Here is a 19,882-nt window from a genome sequence, read left to right as displayed (position 1 = left end):
TTATAATAAAATTATAGTTTTAAAGACAAAAAGGTAAATAGTACGCAGTGTACTATTTATGAGCAGGATAGGAGAACTCTATGTCAAATAGCACACCCGTTTCAAAACCTTATTATTTTACTGACAAGATGCAGCATGCACTCCCGGGGATTCTGCATTCCCCGCTCTCTGTGATAGAGGCCGGCTCCGGATGCGGCAAGACAACCTTGATAGCAGAATGCTTTCTAAAAAGAACCGCTACCGGGATGCGTCATTATATATATACTTGTCTGGGAGAATCTCCCGAAAAAGCATGGGAAGGAATCTGCACATTGTTTCAGGAGGTGGACGAAGCGGTTGGGCGCCGCCTTCTGGACCTTGCCCCTCCCTGTAATGACAGCATAACCGCGATTACGCTCCAGATGGGCAGACTCTCCTGTGATGACCCTGCCATTCTGATTCTGGATAATTATCAGCTCCTTGATTTTCCTGAACCTTTGATGTTCCTGGATGCATTGTCACTTCATGGCTGCGGCAATCTGCACATTGTCGTTTTGACACATCCGCTGAAATCCACCGTCCTGAGGCATAGCAAAAATATTTATGTTATTCCTTCTGATATCCTGACCTTTGGCCCTCAGGATATCAAGTCTTACTTCCTACAGGCAGGCTGCCAGCTTGATGACGGGCAAATCACTTCTCTCTATGAAGACTCCGGAGGATTTACAGCGGCGATTCATCTGCAGCTCATACATTACCTGGCACATAACAGTTTCATATCCGCGGTTCATATTTCAAAGTTAATGGAACAGGCTATCTGGCTGTATCTTGGCAAATCGGAGCAGTATTGTTATATCATGCTGTCCCTCCTTAAGAGCTTTACCTTGGAGCAGGCATTATTATTATCCAAAAAGGCCGGGCTGGCAGAACGGCTTCCCGGGTTATTGAGTCAAAATCCCTTTATACGGTACGATATGGAGTCACATCTCTATATCATTCACAACCTGTTTCATACTTTTCTTGATGACAGGTTCAGCCAGTGGTCCGACATCGCCAAAAAACAAGCATGGAAAGAAGCCGGACATGCCTGTGCCGCCGCGGGATCATACGTATACGCAGCACTTTATTATTGCAGAGCAGGAGCCCTTCATCTTATAACATCCCTATCCTTCTCCCCGGAAGACCGGATAGAACTGATTAATCTGGACGGGCATCTTGTCGTTACTGCACTTATAGAAGAACCGGAACAAAAGACACTTAAAACCATGCCGGAACTGGCATTAAGCCTTACGCTGGAGTTATTTATCCAGGGACAATATGCCCTGCACGCACCATATTATCTTCTGATTAAGCAGCTTCTCTTTGAGACCAGCCTGTACCACGGGCGGCGTCTTGAAAAACTTCTTGGAGAGTTCGCACTTATGGAATCCTTCCTTGCCTTCAATGATGTAACCGCCATGCGTGCGTGCCACCAAAAGGCTTACAGCCTCCTACAGTCGCCTACCAGCCTCTATTCCCTGAAGGATTCTTTTACATTTGCATCCTCTTCTGTGGTTGCAATGTTCTGGAGAAAAAGCGGGCAGTTGTCAAAAACACTTACACAGGTGGCTGATGGCATGCCCTGCTACTATCTGCTCTCCCGCAATAACGGGCGTGGCGTGCCCCAGGCCATGGAGGCGGAAATCATGCTGTTAGCAGGGGATAGCAGAGGCGCCAGGAGGATGTGTACCCAGGCACTTTATGAAGCCGCCCTGTATCAGCAGGACAGCATCTGCTTTGTAGCAGAGATGACGATGGCAAGAGCTGCCATCTTACTCGGCGAAGGGGATTCCTATATGGATTCCCTGACGCGGATAATCGATAGAGGCCGCCATGGAACCGAGCACCGCTGTCTGCAGACTTGTGAACTGTGTCAGGCGTACTTAAGCCTTATTCTTGGATTTTATGAAGAGATTCCTCAATGGCTGGAGGATATGCAGGCAATCCGGCGCCGGACCCTAAATGTGACGATTCCCTTTACGCAGATCATCTATGGGCAGCTGATGTTAAACAAGCTTAAATCTAATGGAATGACAAAAAACGAATTCGAGCGGTGTATGGAAGAATTGATATATGAAAGCGAGCAGTTTCACATGCTTTTACCTAAGGTCTACGAACTAATCTATCTTGCGATAGGGAGAGATGCCGAGGGCAGGAGGATGGAAGCGCTTGACGCGCTTGGCCAGGCACTGGACCTTGCTCTGCCTGACCACGTCTATCTTCCATTTGCGGAAAATTATGTTCCCCTTGCCCCATTGCTCCAGATTATAACGGTGCGGAATAACAAAGAGAACATTGCACAGGTAACCGCTCTTGGCCAGCAATTTCAATACGGCCGGGAACGCATGTATCAATATCTGAATCGGACTGAGCTTCCTCTGTCAAAGCGGGAACAGGAAATCGCCTGGCTGCTGAGTCAGCGGCTCTCTTCCCGGGAGATAGGGGAAAAGCTCGGAATATCTCCTAACACCGTGCGAAATACCATACAGAAAATATATCTGAAACTGGGAATACATAGCAAGAAAGAACTTTATGAGAAGAGGAGGCCGTAAGGGTGGGCGATTATCACGATAAAATAGGAAGCAAATTTTCTTGCTTGGAGTGAACCCCTTTTGTTAGACAGAATAAATGTCTAACGAATTGGAGTCGTCAATGTTAGATAACCCAGTGCCGAGTGTATGCGCTTAGTATTATAATAGACTTTGTCAAGTTTAGTGTGTAAATCCAAAAGGAAAAAAGATTGAAAAAACACTGTGAAGAAATCGAAAAGCCTGACAACGAAAAATATGCCGGGAATACAAATGAAACGGTGGCGGTATCACCAAGCTACAGAAAACAACCATTCCCGACTTACAAGCCAAAGGAACGCCAGAATCATCCCGACCAGCTTTTTTACTTCTATAAAAAGCAAAAGCCCCCATAAAATGGGGGTAAAATCGGAGTGACGTGATTCGAACACGCGACCTCTACGTCCCGAACGTAGCGCTCTACCAAGCTGAGCCACACTCCGATATTTTATTTAGTTAACCGGACTCTCTGTAAAAGAGAAATCCGGCGCCCCTGCCAAGGAACTACGGATAGAGGACTTGAACCTCTACTAACAGAGTCAGAGTCTGCTGTGCTGCCATTACACCAATCCGCAATACAGCTCGTCATTTCTTTGACGGAACATGTATTATTATACCAAATAAAACACAAAAATCAAGCCTTTTTTTACAACTTTTTAATTTTCTTTTTTCCACCCTTTTTTATACCGTATAAACAGGCCAATAGTCAGGATGAGTGTTAAGCTTTCTGCCAAAGTCGGACTCCACCATATGCCGCTTCCTTCAAACAGAGCAGTCAGCAGTCCAAGGCTCAGTACGAGCATGACGATGCTTCTGGCCACCGATATCGCCATGGCTGATACCGGCTTCTCTACTGCTGTAAAATAACCGCCAATCACGATATTATAGCCTGCTACGAGGAAGGACAGCACGAAGATGCACATTACATGTACGGAATAAGCGCTCAGCTGTGTGAGTTCTTTTGCTACGAACATTCCTACTATCCCCCTGGCCCCGATGACGCTGCCGGCTGTGAAGGCGACAGATACGACTACTGTTGCCATTATTCCATACCGCATCAGCTTCCGGCAGCGGTCAATTCGTTTCTGCCCGTAATAGTAGCTAATCAAAGGCTGGTACCCTTGTGCAATTCCGACCATGGACATGATAGCGATAGAATTTACGTATGAAATAATCGTATAACTTACGAGGGCGTCCTCATTCAGGTAATGTAGTATTGCCTGGTTGAACAGGAAGATGATCAGCCCCGTCGACAGCTCCGTGATACCGGACGGCAGCCCGTTCTTGAATTCTCTCCATACAAGCGGCAGGTCCATCTTGAACTTCTGGAATTTGATGGTTCCTTTCCCCGCCAGAAAATGCATCAGATACAGACCGATGAGCGCTACATTAGACAGGCCCGTAGCAAGAGCCGCACCGCTGATTCCCATGCCCCATTCCATAACCATGAAGTAATCCAGCACTACGTTCATGAGCGATCCGGTCGCCACGATGATGGTCGCACGCTTTGGATATCCGTCTGTCTTGATTAACGTCTCAAAGGAGTATGCCAGGATAAACAGCCCGGAGAACGGCGCAAGCGTTCCGAGATAATCCAGTACGTACTCCCGGTTGTGGGCCGTAGCCCCCAGGAAATCCGCGAACCGCTCCAGATTCAGCATCACTGCTGCTGTGACAATGATAGAAAGGATACAAAGCAGCACGATATTCTGTGTAAAGACCTCATTTGCCCGTTTGATATTCTTTTCCCCGAGCATAATCGCTACCACAGTAGATGTACCTACCGCAAATAAAATAGATATCGCAAACAGCGCCATCACATAAGGCATAGATATATTAACCGCAGTCAGTGCCACCTCCGATACCCCTCTCGCGACGAAGATGCCGTCTACCATCGTATAAAGCGCAAAAACCCACTGCGCTACGATAGATGGTATGATAAATCTTATAAAATCACTTTTCAGCGATTTGCCTTCCAATCTCATAATCAATCTCTCCTTAATTCTTTTACCTTGTATTTATAGATTAAACCTTGGTATAATACTAAGGTCAAGGGTTTATTTGGGGACGTAACATAATTCAAAAGGATCACGTCCCAAATTAACAATTGCCCTGTACCTAAATGAGGAGAAGGTCTTTATGAAGCATTATTATCGCATCGGCGAAATTTCACAATTATACAATATCGGCCCGGATTCTTTGCGTTATTATGAGAAGCTTGGGATTCTAAAGCCTCACAGGGGGGAGAATGATTACCGCATGTATCATATCCATGACCTGTGGCGGCTGAATGTTATCAGGGATCTGCGGGAGCTTGGTTTTTCTATGGAGCGCATCCGGGAATATCTGGACAACCGGAGCCTGTCCACCACGGAAACTATGCTGCAGGAGGAGCTTATTATCATCCGGGAGCGTATGAAGTCCCTGGAAACGTTGCAGTCGAATATCGAAGACCGTCTGGAAATTATACGGGACGCGATAAGACAGCCAATCGGAGTGATTGAAGAAAAGACACTGCCTGCACGGCGGTGCCACACGATACACGCCGGTTACAGCCAAGACGAGGAGATGGATATGCTTATCAAGCAGCTTCTGAATAAGAACAAGGATAAGCTTTATATCATCGGGAATAACCGGATCGGTTCTGTCATCCCTGTAGACAGCGCCGCCGCGGGCAATTACAGGAACTATACTGATGTCTTTATCATTGACAAAAGCGGGGAAGATGTTATCGAACCAGGTAATTATCTCTCTGTCAGCTATCGGGGCGACTGTGCTCAGAATGCCGACTATATCCCGAAGCTTCTGGCATATGCAAGAGAGCACGGCTACAGCCTCCAGGGTCCGTTCCTGGAACTGCTCTGGACAGATATACATCAGGCATCCGAAGAAAAGGAGCACATTACGGAACTTCAGATCAGAGCAGGCCACAGATGACCACGGCTGACATAAAAGGCCGCCGGGGAAGTAATCTTCTTCTGCCGGCGGCTTTCTCTTATACGTTCCATTTTCTTTCACATTCTAAGCTCTATATCTCTTGGATCCTCCTGAGCGCGGCAACCGTATTTTCATAAGAACCAAATGCCGTCAGGCGAAAATACCCTTCACCGCTTGGACCAAATCCGGAACCCGGCGTGCCGACTACACCTGCCCGTTCCAGCAGATAGTCAAAAAACTCCCATGAAGTCATGCCTTTTGGTGTCTCCAGCCATATATACGGTGCATTTACTCCACCGGACACACTATATCCTGCGCTTTTCAACCCCTCATAGATAATAGCGGCATTTTTCATATAGTATGCTACCTGTTCTTTAAGCTGTGATTGACCCGCATCTGAATAAACCGCCGCCCCTGCCCTCTGGACAATATATGGCGCTCCGTTATATTTAGTCCCATGCCGCCGTGCCCACAGCGAATGAAGCATGACATCCCCGCATTTCAAATCTTTTGGTACCACAGCTGCGCCCAGGCGGACTCCTGTGAAACCGGCATTCTTCGAAAAGCTGCGCAGCTCTATCGCACACGTTCTGGCCCCTTCACATTCATAAATCGTGTGGGGCACATCTTCTTCAGAAATATAAGCCTCATACGCAGCATCATATATAATCACAGCCCCGTTCTTATTGGCATAATCTACCCATTCCTGTAGCTGAGGCTTCGTGACCGTGGCACCGGTCGGATTGTTCGGGAAGCAGAGATAGATGATATCCGGCACCTCCTTTGGCAGCTCAGGCGCAAAATTGGTCTCCTTCGTACATGGCATATAGATGATATTGCTCCACGTCTCTGTATTTGTATCATAAGTGCCGGTCCGCCCGGCCATCACATTCGTGTCCACATAGACAGGATAGACAGGGTCACACACAGCTATCCTGTTATCCTTTGCAAAGATTTCCTGGATATTTCCCGAATCGCACTTTGCCCCGTCCGAGATAAATATCTCGTCCGCTTTAATGTCGCACCCTTTGGCCACATAATCATTTAAAGCCATCGCATTTCTCAGAAACTCGTACCCCAGATCCGGTGCATAACCGTGAAATGTCTCTTCATGCGCCATCTCGTCCACCGCACCGTGAAGGGCATCGATGATGGACGGCACCAGCGGCCGGGTCACGTCTCCGATTCCGAGCCGTATGATAGAGCTGTCCGGATGAGCTGCCTGGAAGGCTGCCACCTTCTTGCCGATAGTAGAGAACAGATAGCTGCCCGGCAGCTTCAAGTAGTCTTCATTTATTTTAAACATCTACGTTCCTCCTTGTTATCAATACTATAATGCCGGGGTCAAAAGGTATTTTGACCCATGATACCTATATGTCTATCTCGCCGTCATATACAACTGTGGCAGGTCCTGTCATATACACCTTGTCCGATTCACGGTCCCACCGGATCATCAGGTCGCCGCCCAGCAGCTTTACCGTAATCTCATCTTCCGTATAGCCGTTCAGTATGCTCGCCACCGCCACCGCACATGCTCCGGTACCGCACGCGAGGGTCTCGCCGGAACCACGCTCCCACACGCGCATTTCCACTGTAGTCCTGTCAATCACATGGGCGAATTCCGTATTGATGCGCTTCGGAAAGCGTTCATGGCTTTCGAACTTCGGACCTGTCTTTTCCATATCCAGTCCGTTCAGATCATCCACATATATTACAATGTGAGGGTTCCCCATAGATACACCTGTCATCCGGTACTCTGTCCCGTCTACGATGACAGCCTCATCGATAACAGAATCACCTGCAGATACGATTGGTATCTGCCCTGGATCAAGTATCGGCTTTCCCATATCCACTTTGACAAGCACGGCCTTCCCGTCCTCCACGGTCAGATCCAGATACTTGATGCCGCCAAGCGTATCTACAGAGATGCTCGTCTTGTCTGTAAGCCCGTAGTCGTACACGTATTTTGCCACGCACCGGATACCATTCCCGCACATCTCTCCCCGGGAACCGTCGGCATTATACATCTCCATCTCAAAGTCGGCAGCTTCTGAAGGCTTAATCATAATAAGCCCGTCAGAGCCTACCCCGAAGTGCCGGTCACTTACGTATCTGGCCGTTTCCGGAGGATTTGCGATTCTTTCTTCAAAACAGTTCACATACACGTAATCATTTCCGAGCCCATGCATTTTTGTAAATCTCATATTATTCCTCTCTTTCCACAACTGCTATTCCGACATGATGCTCAATACCATCTCTGCCGTCTCCACCATATTCGTTCCGCTGTCCATGCTGCTTTTCTGCAGATATCTGTGTGCTTCCCCTTCTGACATGTTGTTGCGTTCCATCAGAAGCTGTTTTGCCTTTTGGATAACCTCCTGCTGAACCGGGCTCCGTCCCTTTTTTTCCTGCTTCCTCTTCCTTCTCCTGCGGTCCATGTTCTGAAGCATCATCTCCACCGTATTCATCAGGTCGTAAACCTTAATCGGCATGTTCAGCCCCACGACCCCTTCCGCAAGTCCGCTGCTCCATTTGTCAGGAGACGCTATTAACAGCATCTCAAAATCATCAGGAAGATATTCACGAAGTTCCGAATACAGCATATCTTTCAGCTTATATCCGCACACGACAATGCCTTCGTCAACCGTATCCGCATAGTTCATAGCCTGTGCCCCAGTAGTGCATACCCCGGTGACGGCCATGCCTTCGCGGGCTAACAGGTTACGGATATTGGCGGCATTGTCCTTATTCGGAAATACAACAATTATACCAACCAAACTGACACCTCCTGTATGCGTTTCTACTGGTCATGACAGGCAGGTATCAGATTCTGTGCAGATATTTTTCTATCTCCCACTCTGTGACCTGTCCACGGTAATCCCTGTACTCTTCTGTCTTAGCTTTGATAAGCTTTTCAGATAGGTCTTCTCCTAGCACTCCTTGTATGAAGGCATCTTGTTCAAATGCACGGACTGCTTCCAGAAGGCTTCCAGGCAGCGAATCGATACCGGCTTCCTTTCTCTGTGCCTCCGTCATCTTGTATATATTGCAGTCAACGCTCTGAGGCGGCATAATCTCATTGTGTATGCCATCCATTCCTGCCGCCAGGCAGACGGACAGGGCAAGGTATGGATTAGCCGAAGGATCCGGGCTTCTGAGCTCCACTCTCATATCGCCGTCCCGCGCCGCCGGTATGCGTATGAGCGGCGTTCGGTTCTTCGCCGACCATGCAATATACGCCGGTGCTTCATAGCCGGGCACAAGTCTTTTATAAGAATTGACGGCAGGGTTGGTAATAAAGCTGATTGCCTTAATGTGCTTTATGATGCCCCCTACAAAATGATACGCTTCTCTGCTCAGCCCCTTTTCATCCTCGGGGTCTGAAAACACATTGATTCCGTCCCTGTGAAGCGACATGTTAAGGTGCATGCCCGAACCGTTCGTTCCGTATTTCGGCTTTGGCATAAATGTGGCATGCAGGCCATGGCGCTTAGCAATGGTCTTGACGACCAGCTTGAATGTCATGATATTATCTGCCGTCGTCAACGCTTCATCATATTTGAAATCTATCTCATGCTGTGCCGGGGCCATCTCATGGTGGGAGGCTTCTATCTCAAATCCCATATCCTCAAGCGTGAGCACCATGTCTCTGCGGGCATTCTCGCCCAGATCAAGAGGGCCCAGATCAAAGTATCCGGCACACTCATGCGTGAGCGTAGTCGGCAGTCCGTCATCATCCGTGTGGAACAGGAAGAACTCACATTCGGGCCCTACATTGAGCTCGTAGCCTTCCTCCCGGACCTCGCCCACTACTTGCTGCAATATGAAGCGCGGGTCGCTTTCAAATGCAGTTTTGTCTGCCTTGTATACATCACAGATCAGCCTCGCCACTTTACCTTGCTGCGGCCTCCAGGGAAATATAGCAAAGGTACTCAAGTCCGGACGCAGATACATATCTGAATCCTCCACATCTGCAAAGCCATCGATAGCCGAGCCATCGAACATACAGCCGCCGTCGAGCGCTTTTTCAAGCTGGCTTACCGTAACCGCTACATTTTTCAATGTACCAAAGATATCGGTAAACTGAAGGCGTATAAATCCCACGTCCTCGTCACGGACCATTTTCAAAATGTCCTCTCTTGTGTAATTATTCATCATCATTTCCCTCCTTACTACGTTTATGTAGCATTTAAGAATGTTTAGCATGTATATTTATGCACTTTTATGTATAATCAAAGGCGTTCCCATATTTGTGAAAACGCCTTTGTCTTATACAATATAAAATTATAAATAGTAAATGGCACTTTGTCAACGTGCCAAAGTGCCGAACATTGCCATAAATACAATCTAATCTTCGTCATCCAGCCAATAGTCATCGTCAAGCTCGTTATATACGTTTCCATTATTATTACCGCAGCTGATGCCTTTCTTGACCGGCGACAGCAAGAAGCCTTTCACGACGCCGATGAGGATACAGCATATTATGAGCAGCACCTTTTCCGCCGGTGTCCAGTCCCGCTTGAAAAATTCCCTGACCGCTTCCCAAATGTTTCTCATCCTTCTTCCTCCTTATATTATCTATACTCCAAGTGAATATGTTCCCTGTTCCTATTATATGCCATTTACCTGCAATTCTCAAGCACGTAATCTAAAATATCTGAAGATTGAAAAAAGCACTCCGCTTTGTTACAATAAGCATATATCATGTCTGACTATATTCTAATTCATGGACAGAAAGGTGCGAAGAGTTATGGGAATTGCTATACCAATCGAGACGAGTGCACGCCATATGCACATCAGCGAGGCTGATTTTAAGATTCTATTCGGAGAGGACAAGGCCCTGTCATATAAAGCTCCTTTAAGCCAGCCGGGGCAGTATGTGTCCAATGAGCGAGTCACCGTCAAGGGCCCGAAAGGCAGTTTTGAAAACATAGCAGTGCTTGGGCCTTACCGCCGCGAGACACAGGTGGAGATCTCCATGACCGACTCCCGGAAGCTCGGCGTGCCCGGGATAATCCGACAGTCCGGAGACACGCAGGGCACTCCCGGGTGTACGCTCATCGGTCCGAAGGGTACGCTTAAGCTCGAACAAGGCGTCATCGTCGCCAAACGCCACATCCATATGACACCTGTCCAGGCCGGCCAGCTGAACGTCCAGGACAATGATGAGGTATTTGTCATCATGGAAAGCTATGAACGTTCGCTCATCTTCGCGGATGTCGTCGTACGCGTAAGCCCTGACTTTGCGCTTGCCATGCACGTAGATACCGACGAAGCCAATGCTTTTGCCAATGAAAACAATCCAACCGGGGTCATCCTGACGCTCTTCGGCGGCAGGACGTATAACCTGCAGAAATGGGCAGAAGAGCTCCAAAGCGGTATTCATCGCTTATAAAAAGGGACGTAACCAGATTGAAAAAGATCACGTCCCAGTTCACACAATATTCACAATTTTGCTGTCAGCGTCTTGGCGGTGACACCTGGCTGCATTCCGAGCTTGCCGGAGAGCGCGCTTGTCACATCGCCAGGGGCGTCCAACACCACGCTTATGATGGACACGCCCCGGTCACGGTAAGGAATCCCCATCCGTCCCACGATATACTCCCGGAATTCGTGCAGCAGCTCATTAATGGCTGTCACGGATTCTTCTTCTTTTATGATTATGCTGATTACGGATACTCTGTTGTCCATATGTCTCTTCCTCTGATTTTCTCTTGCCAGCTGAATGCTTACATTGCTTCTACAATTTTCCGGGCAAATGCTTCCAACTCGTCCGCGCGGTCTTCTCTAAGGACAGACTTGATAGACAGCTGCTCCAGCACGGTGATGTCTTTCATCTCTTCCAGCCGCTTCACAATCATCTTGCCTGCTGCCGGCGCCCATGTCCCGTTATCCATAAGCGCAACCGTACGCTTCTGTACCGACAGTGCCTTCATATCGCTCAACAGGTTCTCTATCGGCGGGTAGATGCCTCCATTATATGTCGCGCAGGCAAGCACCACATGGCTGCTGCGGAATATTTCTGCAATCAGGTCCGACACGTGGGCAGAAGACGCGTCATATACCTTGATTCCCTTCACTCCCGCGTCTGCCAGACAGCATGCAAGTGAATTCACCGCCGCCTCGGTATGACCATATATGGACCCATAGATGAGGACAACAGAATTCTCTTCCGGTTCGTATCTGCTCCACTTGTCATACTTATCAATGAAGAAGTCAAGGCTGGTTCTCCATACAGGCCCGTGCAGGGGACATATCATCGCGACATCAAGTGCGGCAGCCTTCTTCAGCAGGCTCTGCACCTGTGCGCCGTATTTGCCTACAATATTTGAATAATATCTTCTGGCCTCAGAAAGCCAGTCCCTTTCGAAGTCAATCTCATCGTTGAATATATTGCCGTCCAACGCTCCAAATGTGCCAAAGGCATCCGCGGAAAATAGAATCTTGTCCTTTTCATCATAAGTCACCATGACCTCCGGCCAGTGGACCATAGGCGCCATCACGAAGCGGAGCGTGTGCTCTCCTGTCGAAAGCGTGTCCCCTTCTTTGACAAGCGTAACCTTACCGTCAGATTCAACGTCAAAAAACTGATGAATCATCTGCACCGTCTTTGTGTTCGCGACCACCTGCATGTCAGGATACCGCTTCATCAGCTCCTCGATATTGGCACAGTGGTCGGGCTCCATATGCTGTACAACGAGATAATCGATGCCACGTCCCGCAAGCACATATTCCAGATTCTCCATAAACTGGCCCGTGACAGATGCATCCACCGTGTCCATCAGTGTCACCTTCTCGTCCATGATAAGGTACGAATTATAGGAAACTCCCCGAGGTATCGGGAATAAATTTTCAAACAAAGCAAGCCGCCTGTCGTTGCAGCCGACCCACACGATATCATCTGTTACTTTTCTTGTACCCTGCATTTTGCATCCCTCCTGTCGTCATTAAGGGTCCAATACCTTTTGACCCTAACATCATAATTATAACACAAACATAAAATCAGGTATAAAAAAATTTACCCTGTCTTTGCATTTTTCTTCATACAATTTGATATTCTTTATCAATAATGTGCCTTTTTCCTACAATCCGATGAACACTGCCGCTCCAAACAGATAGACAGCGCTGTAATACAGCAGCAGGATGGCGGCCCCGTATATAGGCCCATCCTTCCCCTTCGTAGTCCTGTACGCGATAATCCCGTCTGAGATGACGAAGCAGACCGCCCCTGCCGCAGCCATGAACGATACTTCTGTTCTGTAAGAGATCCAAAGGGTAACGGCCGAGGCCGCCATATAACAGAGCACTGCCATGTATATGACTGCAGCGGCTTTCAGCTTTCCAAGGTGTTTCCATTCATTTTTAAACAGGACGAATACGACCAGATACGCCAGCGCCGCCCCTGCAAAGGTATACCATTCCGGATGTGCCAGCCTGTTATAGGATGCGATGAAGCATATGTGCGCGGTCCCGAACAGCAGGATCCCCTTTACAAAGTCCAATTCCAGCGCAACATCAGCGGCCATGCACAATACGAGACCAAGCGACATGAAGGTGCCAGTCATGCCGCCGAACCTGATAGCCCCATGTATGCCAAGGTACACGGCCATAAATGTGGCAAGCGCTTTAAATACAAGCGATCTGCACCCGATTCTCCCCCTCGTAGCTCCATATATGATTGCAAATACCAGCATGAGAACTGCTGTGATAACCAATACCCTCATGTCTCCCTCTATGTTCTCCTTATCCCTCTCTAAAACGTACAAGTATATAATCCGAGTATAGCACAGTAGTTAAGGATTTAACAGGGCCATTTCAGTCTTTTATCTGCCGTCCGTTGACGTCCATATGGTATCCGTCCTTATAGATGAGTTGTGAGACCGGCACAATCTCATATCCTTTCTTCTTAAGGCCTTCGATAAGCTGATCCAGCGCGTCTGCCGTATATTTGGCACCGTTATGGCAGAGGATGACAGAGCCGTTGCCAAGTTCCTGATTATCCAGCACCGTCGATAGTATGCTTTTCACCCCATAGTCTTTCCAGTCCAGGCTGTCCACATTCCACTGAATCGTATAGTAGCCATATTCTTTGGCTGTCAGGATGACCGCATCGTCATAGTCTCCATAAGGGGCCCGGAACAAATGCATGTCTGTTCCAGTAAGTTCCTTTACTTTCTTGTGTACGGACATAAGTTCCTGCTTTTTCTCCCCATCGCTTAGCTGCGACATATTCTTATGGCTTTCGCTGTGGCTGCCCAGGTCATGTCCGGCCTCATATATGGACTTCACGTCGTCCGGATATTTGTCAACCCACCCGCCTGTCATAAAGAACGTCACATGGACATCGTGTTTCTTTAATATATCCAGTATCTTCTGCGTGTCTTCATTTCCCCACGCCGCGTCGAACGTAAGGGCCACCTTTTTCTCCTTTGTATCTACCGAGTATATCGGAAGCTCTCTGCCATTTACATTGCTTGATACCTTCACATACTGCGACACATACTTGTATGAGCCCGCAATCGCTACTGCTGTTACAAGGATCAGTACCACGTAATTTTTAACCCTTTTGACTGTTTCCTGCTTCATAAGGCAATACTCCAGAATCGATGCACTTATTCCATGTATATGCCTGTGAAATTCGTCCTACATCCAGAATGAGGGAATAATTCACTTTAATTCTGCAGACACAAAAAAGCAGCTTTTACGGCTGCTTTTTCTTTCTTTTATTTATCCGCTCACAGGCAGTCAAATACTTGGCGTCCGGCTTGCCGTGATGCTCCCGGCAGGCGTCACATCTGCCATGCCGCTCGCATTTCACCCTTTTGCAGGGACAGTCTTTCTTGATTTCTTCCACAGTCCACCTCTTTTCCCGGGACACGCCTGCTCATGGCTGTCCGTCCCATCTCCTATCCTTCGATGGCGATATATCTGTCTTCTTCTATCTTTGGCTCGTTCTCTTCCTTAGGTACAAGAACCGTCAGCGTTCCGTCTTCAAACTTCGCTTTGATATCTTCCTCTCTGACAGATTCCCCGACATAGAAGCTCCTGCTGCATGAGCCGCTGTAGCGCTCCCGCCGGATATATCTGCCGCTCTCATCCTTCTTGTCATTGTTCCTGTCCGTGACGGCGCTGATGGTAAGATAACCGTCCTTCAATGAAGCCTTTATATCTTCCTTCCTGAATCCCGGAAGATCCATCGCCAGCTCATACTTGCCGTCAGCCTCTTTTACATCCGTCCGCATCATGCTGTCAGACGTTAATCTCTTCATCGGGAAATCCCAGAAATCATCAAATGTTCTTTCTCCAAAAATCCTTGGCATCAACATAGGTCATCTCTCCTTTTTATGATAAATGTTTTATTTGTTCTATATGTAATATAACACTTATTTTTAAAAAAGTCAACGCCCATGCTATCTTTTTTTCAACAGAGGCTGTAACATAAAGACGGCACCAAAGCCGGTGCAGATAACCGGGCTTCGGCGCCGCAGCCTATTTGGAATGGATGTTTAATATAAACAGAGTGGACAATACGAGTACAAATCCTGCCACATCTATCATGCGGAACGTCGTTCCGAGGAAAGCCGCAGCAAGCACGGTGGCTGCCACCGGTTCCACGCTCGATAGAAGTCCCGCATATACGGATCCCACGCTTTTCAGCGAAGCAAGATAGAAGCAGAACGGAAATATCGTTCCTAATATGACGATAGCTAAAAATGCGATGGCTACCGCCCAGTCGATATGTACAGAGAGTCTCCATGGCCTGGTCACTATGGTCAGTACGAGGCCGCCTATGATCATGGCCCAGGCGCACACCATCTCTGCCGGATATTTCTTCAGCAGCGGGCCCGGCAGGACACCGTAAAAGCAAGTCGTGAGCGCCACCAGAAGCCCGAGCAGGATACCCTTGGGCGATACGGAAAGAGCATGAATATTCCCGTGGGTCACTACAAGAAAAATACCTGCCAGCGAACATAATACTGCTGTTATCTCTTTTGCTTTCGGCATCACTTTATAGATGACAGCAAAATAGATGATAAGCATTGCCGGATTCAGATACTGGAATATGGTTGCTGTCCCGGCGTTCGTCTCCTGCACTGCGGCGAAAAACGTATACTGCATTCCCATCATGCCCAGGATAGAAAATACGATCTGGCGGATACCGTCCCGCTTTTCTTTCCACACTACAGGGCTCTGCTTCTTGATAAGAACTGCATACAGAAATAAAAGAATGCCCGCCATAACGAGGCGGTAGGGCACGAGCCATTCCGACGTCACTTGCTTGTCCTCGAACAGGAACTGTGCGATAGGGCTTGATGCCCCCCATAACAGCCCTGCCATAAAGGCGGCAAAAAACCCCCTTTTCCTCTGTCTGTCTTTCACTTTTCTCTCATCTTCTGCGACCGGCTCTGCTTTAACCGGCTCTTCTGTGATTAATACTTCCCCACTCATCTTCTTTCTTTCCTAATTGCTTTCAATCGTTGGCATTCAGCCATTCTTTCATCAGCTCTACATATCTGTCATTGTCCTCGACAAAGCACATATGGCGGCAGAATTGGAACAGCTCCCACCTGGAGTTTGGAATCCGGTCGTACATATACTTTGCAATATACGGCGTGCACAAGTCATTCCCTCCGTTGATGACAAGAGACGGCTCTTTGATATCCTTCAGCTGTCCCGTCACATCATAGTCTTTCAGCGTTCCCATGGGTGTAAATTCATTCGGTCCCCATCCGGTCACATATGCTTCTCCGCCTTTCTGCACCGGACGCCTCAGGCATTCCGGAGATTCGTCCGTCACCGCACCTGCAGCATGGCGCAGCATGTATTCGGTCTCCGCCGCTGCATATACCGGATCGCTGTAGTCTCCTGACGTCGTCGCTTTTTCGATCGCGTCCTGCATCTCCTGCGGCAGCTCCTTGATCATGCGGTGCTGCTCTACTCCCCACATCCAGGATGCCGGCAGCGTACTGGACAGGATAAGGCTCTTAAGGCCCGCAGGCTTATGGTTGCACACGTAGTCCAGAAGAAGCATGCCTCCCCATGACTGGCCGAGCAGATGCATCTCGTCAAGTCCCAGATGCTCTCTGAGCGATGCAAGCTCTTCTATCCAGGTCTCTGCCGTCCACAAGTCCGGGCGGTTCTCTACGTAAGACTCGCCGCAGCCAATCTGGTCATACATGACAAGCTCCCGTCCGTCCTCTTCAGCGAGGCGGTCCAGCACTTCGAAATAATTATGTGTGGATCCGGGTCCGCCATGGAGCAGAACCAGCGGTTTCTTGTTCCCTGTCTTCTTTCCTACAATCCGATAATACGTCTTGTACTCTTTAAATGGCATATAGCCTTCTCTGATTTCCATCTCTAGAAAAACCTCCTTGCCGCTTGACGCGGATATTATTGTCATACCGCACACCCCTATGCGGATAACTGCATAATAATTATATCGAAAGCAACGTCCATTGTACAGTGCTTATTGTATAATCCATGAATTCTTCCCACTGCTTTTGGCCTCATACATGGCATCATCCGCATGTTTCAGACAGTCGCGGAAGCTGCTGCCTTCCTCGCACCTTACAATCCCTATGCTGCAGGTAAAATGCAAATCCGGCGCCTCCTCAAGCGTAATCTTTTCAACCGCTCTGATGATATCTGCCGCTCGTCCGTCTATGATATCCCGGCTCATCCTGCCCGGTACGAACGCAAAAAATTCATCCCCGCCGTAGCGCCCTATCACATCCCTCGCCCTGAAGCAGGCGCGGAGCACCTCCCCGACCTTCCGGATGCTTTCATCCCCGGCCAGGTGTCCGTATCTGTCGTTGATATCTTTAAAATTATCCAAGTCTATCAAAAACAGGCAGCCTCCCTGGCTCTGCCTGATATATTCAGACACCTGATCCTTGAATGCCCCTCTGTTCAACAGTCCAGACAACGTATCCCTCTGCGCCTTTTGCACAAGCGCCATCTCCTTTTTCTTTTCACCGGAGATGTCTGTAACTTTAATTACCAGAAGCCTTTTCCTTCTGCTTCCAATGCTTACGATATCAAGTCTGCACCAGATATATGCATTATCCTTTGCCTTAAGCCGTATTTCGTATTTTTCCGTCTCCCCTTCCTTCAGATGCCTCCTCAGCATATCCTCCAGCACAGGATGATCCAGAGGATGGATGAGTCCAGAAGCAGCTATAAACTGCTTAAAATCAGGTATCTCGGTCTGCTCTACCGCCAGCACCCTCGATATATTCGAAGTACACCTTAACACATCTTTGTTCCTGTCGTACTCGCACAGAATCATATCGCTGAAATTAGCCAGAAGCGCGGTACGTTTCCGTTCAAAGCGGTGTTCCTTATTGCTGTGGTAGACGATGCCCGTCACAAGCAACACCGTAACTGCCGCCAGGCCAATCAGCAGGGCGGTCATCTTTTTTCCGTTGTCCTCCAGCGTCAGGACATACTTGATCATCTCTTTAGAATGGAATACGTTCAGGATAATCCAGTCATTGTACGGAAGGAAGCTGTAAGATACATACACAGGCCCCTCTTCGCTTTCCATAATCATGACGTTCTGTTTCTTTTCGGCAATATTTTCTTTCAAAGATTCTACTTTATCCGCATTGCCCCCTGTCTCCTTCAAGATGTCAAGCACGTTCCAGTCCCTGTTGGATTCTTCCTCCAGATTTTCCGTAAATGCATTCGTTCCGTCTTTATAGATCAGAAAGCTTTCCGTATCATTTCGCATAAAACCTGTCTGACTGGAATTGAGCAGCGAAAAACCGTTGATTATCCCCCTGATGAATCCGGCCGCCTTCCCGTCTACATATATCGGCTCTGCAATCCCATAATAGTAATCTGTATCGCCTTCCCCTTCTGAAGGATAGATTTCTGAAACAACAGATTCTCCGTTTTTCAGCTTCTCTATCATCTCCACGTCCCTCGCTTCCATGCGGGAAGTGTCTAGGTCATCGAACCTGTAATAACGCACCCCTTTTGCCTGTATATCCTCATTGCTGCTCACCGCATCCAGATAATCTTCCAGGCCTTCCATACCTTCTCCTGCCTCTTCTCTCTGCTGTATCATCTCAGCTATCGTTTTAAGCGTTGTCCTGACATTCTCTACCCTGGCAGTGACTTCTGTATTCTGGCTGTCGGAATATGCCTTTATATTCTCCGCTGCCAGCTCGTCGAAAGCCTGGTTCGTCCATGACTGGTATCGTTCAAAGATAACCGTTACTCCCGCACAGCATAATAACGTACAGATGATACTGACCATTATATTTCTTCTACTCATTCAGACACTTCCCCAGGTACCCGTACATGTGAACGGTTTTTTTATTATACACATCTTTAATGCTGCCTGGCGAATACACTCTCCGCTAAAATGCATACAAGTATCGTCGCCGCTCCGATGTACCCTTTTAGCGTAAGCAGTTCGCCCAGTATAAAGAACGAAAATACCGCTGTCGCGACAGGCTGTGATGTCTGGAGCATAGAGACCGTCTGCGAGGAAATCTTCGCAACCGCTGTGTTCTGCAGCAGATAAGCGATGCACGTACATCCGATTGCAAGATAGGCAACGACACCCCATGCAGCCGGTGTCACGCTGCTTACATGGAATTCCTCCAATCCGGCCGCAAGAGCGAGACTGATTACCGCTGTCAGTCCGGCCTGGGCTGCCGACACCGTACAGGCACTCATATCTTCAAGCGACTTCTCACCAAATACCAATGCCCCCGCTACAGCAGCCGCGGTTATCAGGGCAAAGGCTTCCCCCCTGCCGAATGCAAAGCCTTCCTCCCCGCAACAGAGCAGATACAGCCCTGCCACGACAGCTATCTGTACCGGGATATGTTTCCACTCATACTTTTTCTTTAGCACAACTCTTGCAAGCACAGGCGCAATTACTACCGGAAGCGACATCAGAAAGCCAACGTTCGTTGCCGTCGTCCACTTCAGAGCTAAGTTGACGGAGATGTACGCCGCTGCCATGCAGAGGCTGGCCGGCAGGTAATCCATAATCTTTGCACCTTTTAATTCCTCTATAATCTTCTTTCCAAAAAACAGCAGGAGCACGAAAGATGCCAGCAAAAAGCGCAGGGCCAGACACCAGTAGACGGAGATGCTCTCAAAAGCAATCTTCGTCACCGGGTTGCCGATACCGTATAAGATACTCTGTAAAAAAATGAACAGTATGTAGACCGATTTGTTCTCTTTCATCATTCCCCCTGCTTTCCAGACAACAGCTTATTATGGATATTATAATACAGGGGCTGTGTAAATTCAAATGTGAGTTTAGTAAATTAGGCTGCGGTCAGGGAGCCGGGTGGCATCTGCTCCGATGCGTCCGAGGCTCCGACTATTTCACGTAT

General features: G+C 48.3%; 19 protein-coding genes and 2 tRNA genes. 3 read left to right on the top strand and 18 right to left on the bottom strand.

Features of this window, described 5'->3' with window-relative positions; translation table 11 throughout:
• The first annotated feature begins 80 nt into the window (after window positions 1-80).
• Complete coding sequence (locus HJV72_RS14185; protein ID WP_208071870.1) at window positions 81-2,570, top strand: LuxR C-terminal-related transcriptional regulator; 2,490 nt, start codon at window positions 81-83, stop codon at window positions 2,568-2,570.
• 384 nt (window positions 2,571-2,954) lie between these two features.
• On the opposite strand, the gene HJV72_RS14180 is transcribed toward HJV72_RS14185, so the two are convergent.
• The 3 genes from HJV72_RS14180 to HJV72_RS14170 all read right to left on the bottom strand — a co-directional run bounded on the left by HJV72_RS14180 (window position 2,955) and on the right by HJV72_RS14170 (window position 4,570).
• Window positions 2,955-3,028 (bottom strand) — tRNA-Pro (locus HJV72_RS14180).
• Window positions 3,029-3,089: 61 nt separating this feature from the next.
• Window positions 3,090-3,160: transfer RNA gene (locus HJV72_RS14175), tRNA-Gln, on the bottom strand.
• A gap of 81 nt (window positions 3,161-3,241) precedes the next feature.
• Window positions 3,242-4,570 carry an MATE family efflux transporter gene (locus HJV72_RS14170; protein WP_208071868.1) on the bottom strand — a complete coding sequence of 443 codons (1,329 nt, stop codon included), beginning with the start codon at window positions 4,568-4,570 and terminating at the stop codon, window positions 3,242-3,244.
• A 154-nt stretch (window positions 4,571-4,724) separates the two neighbouring features.
• Here HJV72_RS14170 and HJV72_RS14165 point away from each other — a divergent pair, with 154 nt between their 5' ends.
• Window positions 4,725-5,522, top strand: coding sequence for a MerR family transcriptional regulator (locus tag HJV72_RS14165; protein ID WP_208071866.1), 798 nt, complete (start codon window positions 4,725-4,727; stop codon window positions 5,520-5,522).
• A 91-nt stretch (window positions 5,523-5,613) separates the two neighbouring features.
• On the opposite strand, the gene HJV72_RS14160 is transcribed toward HJV72_RS14165, so the two are convergent.
• The 5 genes from HJV72_RS14160 to HJV72_RS14140 all read right to left on the bottom strand — a co-directional run bounded on the left by HJV72_RS14160 (window position 5,614) and on the right by HJV72_RS14140 (window position 10,079).
• Complete coding sequence (locus HJV72_RS14160; protein ID WP_208071864.1) at window positions 5,614-6,828, bottom strand: LL-diaminopimelate aminotransferase; 1,215 nt, start codon at window positions 6,826-6,828, stop codon at window positions 5,614-5,616.
• 64 nt (window positions 6,829-6,892) lie between these two features.
• Window positions 6,893-7,726: a diaminopimelate epimerase gene (gene dapF, locus HJV72_RS14155; protein ID WP_208071862.1), complete on the bottom strand. Its 834-nt coding sequence runs from the start codon at window positions 7,724-7,726 to the stop codon at window positions 6,893-6,895.
• A gap of 24 nt (window positions 7,727-7,750) precedes the next feature.
• Window positions 7,751-8,299 carry an ANTAR domain-containing response regulator gene (locus HJV72_RS14150; RefSeq protein WP_208071860.1) on the bottom strand — a complete coding sequence of 183 codons (549 nt, stop codon included), beginning with the start codon at window positions 8,297-8,299 and terminating at the stop codon, window positions 7,751-7,753.
• Between the two features lie 46 nt (window positions 8,300-8,345).
• The gene (locus HJV72_RS14145) at window positions 8,346-9,677 is read right to left on the bottom strand and encodes a glutamine synthetase family protein (RefSeq protein WP_208071950.1); all 1,332 of its coding nucleotides are present in this window, start codon (window positions 9,675-9,677) and stop codon (window positions 8,346-8,348) included.
• Between the two features lie 192 nt (window positions 9,678-9,869).
• Window positions 9,870-10,079, bottom strand: a complete 210-nt coding sequence (locus tag HJV72_RS14140; protein WP_208071858.1) for a hypothetical protein — start codon at window positions 10,077-10,079, stop codon at window positions 9,870-9,872.
• Window positions 10,080-10,272: 193 nt separating this feature from the next.
• Between HJV72_RS14140 and HJV72_RS14135 the strand changes: the two genes are divergently transcribed.
• Complete coding sequence (locus tag HJV72_RS14135; protein WP_208071856.1) at window positions 10,273-10,917, top strand: PduL/EutD family phosphate acyltransferase; 645 nt, start codon at window positions 10,273-10,275, stop codon at window positions 10,915-10,917.
• A gap of 50 nt (window positions 10,918-10,967) precedes the next feature.
• Here HJV72_RS14135 and HJV72_RS14130 read toward each other — a convergent pair whose 3' ends face one another.
• The 10 genes from HJV72_RS14130 to HJV72_RS14085 form a co-directional block, all read right to left on the bottom strand.
• A complete protein-coding gene (locus HJV72_RS14130; protein ID WP_208071854.1) occupies window positions 10,968-11,213 on the bottom strand; it encodes a TM1266 family iron-only hydrogenase system putative regulator in 246 nt (81 codons plus the stop codon).
• Between the two features lie 38 nt (window positions 11,214-11,251).
• The gene (locus HJV72_RS14125) at window positions 11,252-12,448 is read right to left on the bottom strand and encodes an FprA family A-type flavoprotein (RefSeq protein WP_208071852.1); all 1,197 of its coding nucleotides are present in this window, start codon (window positions 12,446-12,448) and stop codon (window positions 11,252-11,254) included.
• A 156-nt stretch (window positions 12,449-12,604) separates the two neighbouring features.
• Window positions 12,605-13,246 carry a lysoplasmalogenase gene (locus HJV72_RS14120; protein WP_208071850.1) on the bottom strand — a complete coding sequence of 214 codons (642 nt, stop codon included), beginning with the start codon at window positions 13,244-13,246 and terminating at the stop codon, window positions 12,605-12,607.
• Window positions 13,247-13,337: 91 nt separating this feature from the next.
• Window positions 13,338-14,108, bottom strand: coding sequence for a polysaccharide deacetylase family protein (locus HJV72_RS14115; RefSeq protein ID WP_208071849.1), 771 nt, complete (start codon window positions 14,106-14,108; stop codon window positions 13,338-13,340).
• Window positions 14,109-14,223: 115 nt separating this feature from the next.
• Window positions 14,224-14,376, bottom strand: coding sequence for a hypothetical protein (locus tag HJV72_RS14110; protein WP_208071848.1), 153 nt, complete (start codon window positions 14,374-14,376; stop codon window positions 14,224-14,226).
• 52 nt (window positions 14,377-14,428) lie between these two features.
• Window positions 14,429-14,848 (bottom strand): Hsp20/alpha crystallin family protein, encoded by a 420-nt coding sequence (locus tag HJV72_RS14105; protein ID WP_208071847.1) that lies wholly within the window; start codon window positions 14,846-14,848, stop codon window positions 14,429-14,431.
• A 163-nt stretch (window positions 14,849-15,011) separates the two neighbouring features.
• The gene (locus tag HJV72_RS14100) at window positions 15,012-15,971 is read right to left on the bottom strand and encodes a DMT family transporter (protein WP_208071846.1); all 960 of its coding nucleotides are present in this window, start codon (window positions 15,969-15,971) and stop codon (window positions 15,012-15,014) included.
• 22 nt (window positions 15,972-15,993) lie between these two features.
• Window positions 15,994-16,878, bottom strand: coding sequence for a proline iminopeptidase (gene pepI, locus HJV72_RS14095; protein ID WP_208071845.1), 885 nt, complete (start codon window positions 16,876-16,878; stop codon window positions 15,994-15,996).
• Window positions 16,879-16,989: 111 nt separating this feature from the next.
• Window positions 16,990-18,804 (bottom strand): diguanylate cyclase, encoded by a 1,815-nt coding sequence (locus HJV72_RS14090; RefSeq protein WP_208071844.1) that lies wholly within the window; start codon window positions 18,802-18,804, stop codon window positions 16,990-16,992.
• Between the two features lie 56 nt (window positions 18,805-18,860).
• The gene (locus HJV72_RS14085; RefSeq protein ID WP_208071843.1) at window positions 18,861-19,730 is read right to left on the bottom strand and encodes a DMT family transporter; all 870 of its coding nucleotides are present in this window, start codon (window positions 19,728-19,730) and stop codon (window positions 18,861-18,863) included.
• Window positions 19,731-19,882: the final 152 nt, after the last annotated feature.

Source organism: Extibacter sp. GGCC_0201, from assembly GCF_017566055.1.
GTDB lineage: Bacteria > Bacillota > Clostridia > Lachnospirales > Lachnospiraceae > Extibacter.
This window is presented reverse-complemented; position numbering and strand designations above follow the sequence as displayed.

Coding starts and splice junctions, on each gene's coding strand:
- HJV72_RS14185 (WP_208071870.1), top strand. CDS start 81: ATGTCAAATAGCACACCCGTTTCAAAACCTTATTATTTTACTGACAAG.
- HJV72_RS14170 (WP_208071868.1), bottom strand. CDS start 4,570: ATGAGATTGGAAGGCAAATCGCTGAAAAGTGATTTTATAAGATTTATC.
- HJV72_RS14165 (WP_208071866.1), top strand. CDS start 4,725: ATGAAGCATTATTATCGCATCGGCGAAATTTCACAATTATACAATATC.
- HJV72_RS14160 (WP_208071864.1), bottom strand. CDS start 6,828: ATGTTTAAAATAAATGAAGACTACTTGAAGCTGCCGGGCAGCTATCTG.
- dapF (WP_208071862.1), bottom strand. CDS start 7,726: ATGAGATTTACAAAAATGCATGGGCTCGGAAATGATTACGTGTATGTG.
- HJV72_RS14145 (WP_208071950.1), bottom strand. CDS start 9,677: ATGAATAATTACACAAGAGAGGACATTTTGAAAATGGTCCGTGACGAG.
- HJV72_RS14140 (WP_208071858.1), bottom strand. CDS start 10,079: ATGAGAAACATTTGGGAAGCGGTCAGGGAATTTTTCAAGCGGGACTGG.
- HJV72_RS14135 (WP_208071856.1), top strand. CDS start 10,273: ATGGGAATTGCTATACCAATCGAGACGAGTGCACGCCATATGCACATC.
- HJV72_RS14130 (WP_208071854.1), bottom strand. CDS start 11,213: ATGGACAACAGAGTATCCGTAATCAGCATAATCATAAAAGAAGAAGAA.
- HJV72_RS14125 (WP_208071852.1), bottom strand. CDS start 12,448: ATGCAGGGTACAAGAAAAGTAACAGATGATATCGTGTGGGTCGGCTGC.
- HJV72_RS14120 (WP_208071850.1), bottom strand. CDS start 13,246: ATGAGGGTATTGGTTATCACAGCAGTTCTCATGCTGGTATTTGCAATC.
- HJV72_RS14115 (WP_208071849.1), bottom strand. CDS start 14,108: ATGAAGCAGGAAACAGTCAAAAGGGTTAAAAATTACGTGGTACTGATC.
- HJV72_RS14105 (WP_208071847.1), bottom strand. CDS start 14,848: ATGTTGATGCCAAGGATTTTTGGAGAAAGAACATTTGATGATTTCTGG.
- HJV72_RS14100 (WP_208071846.1), bottom strand. CDS start 15,971: ATGAGTGGGGAAGTATTAATCACAGAAGAGCCGGTTAAAGCAGAGCCG.
- pepI (WP_208071845.1), bottom strand. CDS start 16,878: ATGGAAATCAGAGAAGGCTATATGCCATTTAAAGAGTACAAGACGTAT.
- HJV72_RS14090 (WP_208071844.1), bottom strand. CDS start 18,804: ATGAGTAGAAGAAATATAATGGTCAGTATCATCTGTACGTTATTATGC.
- HJV72_RS14085 (WP_208071843.1), bottom strand. CDS start 19,730: ATGAAAGAGAACAAATCGGTCTACATACTGTTCATTTTTTTACAGAGT.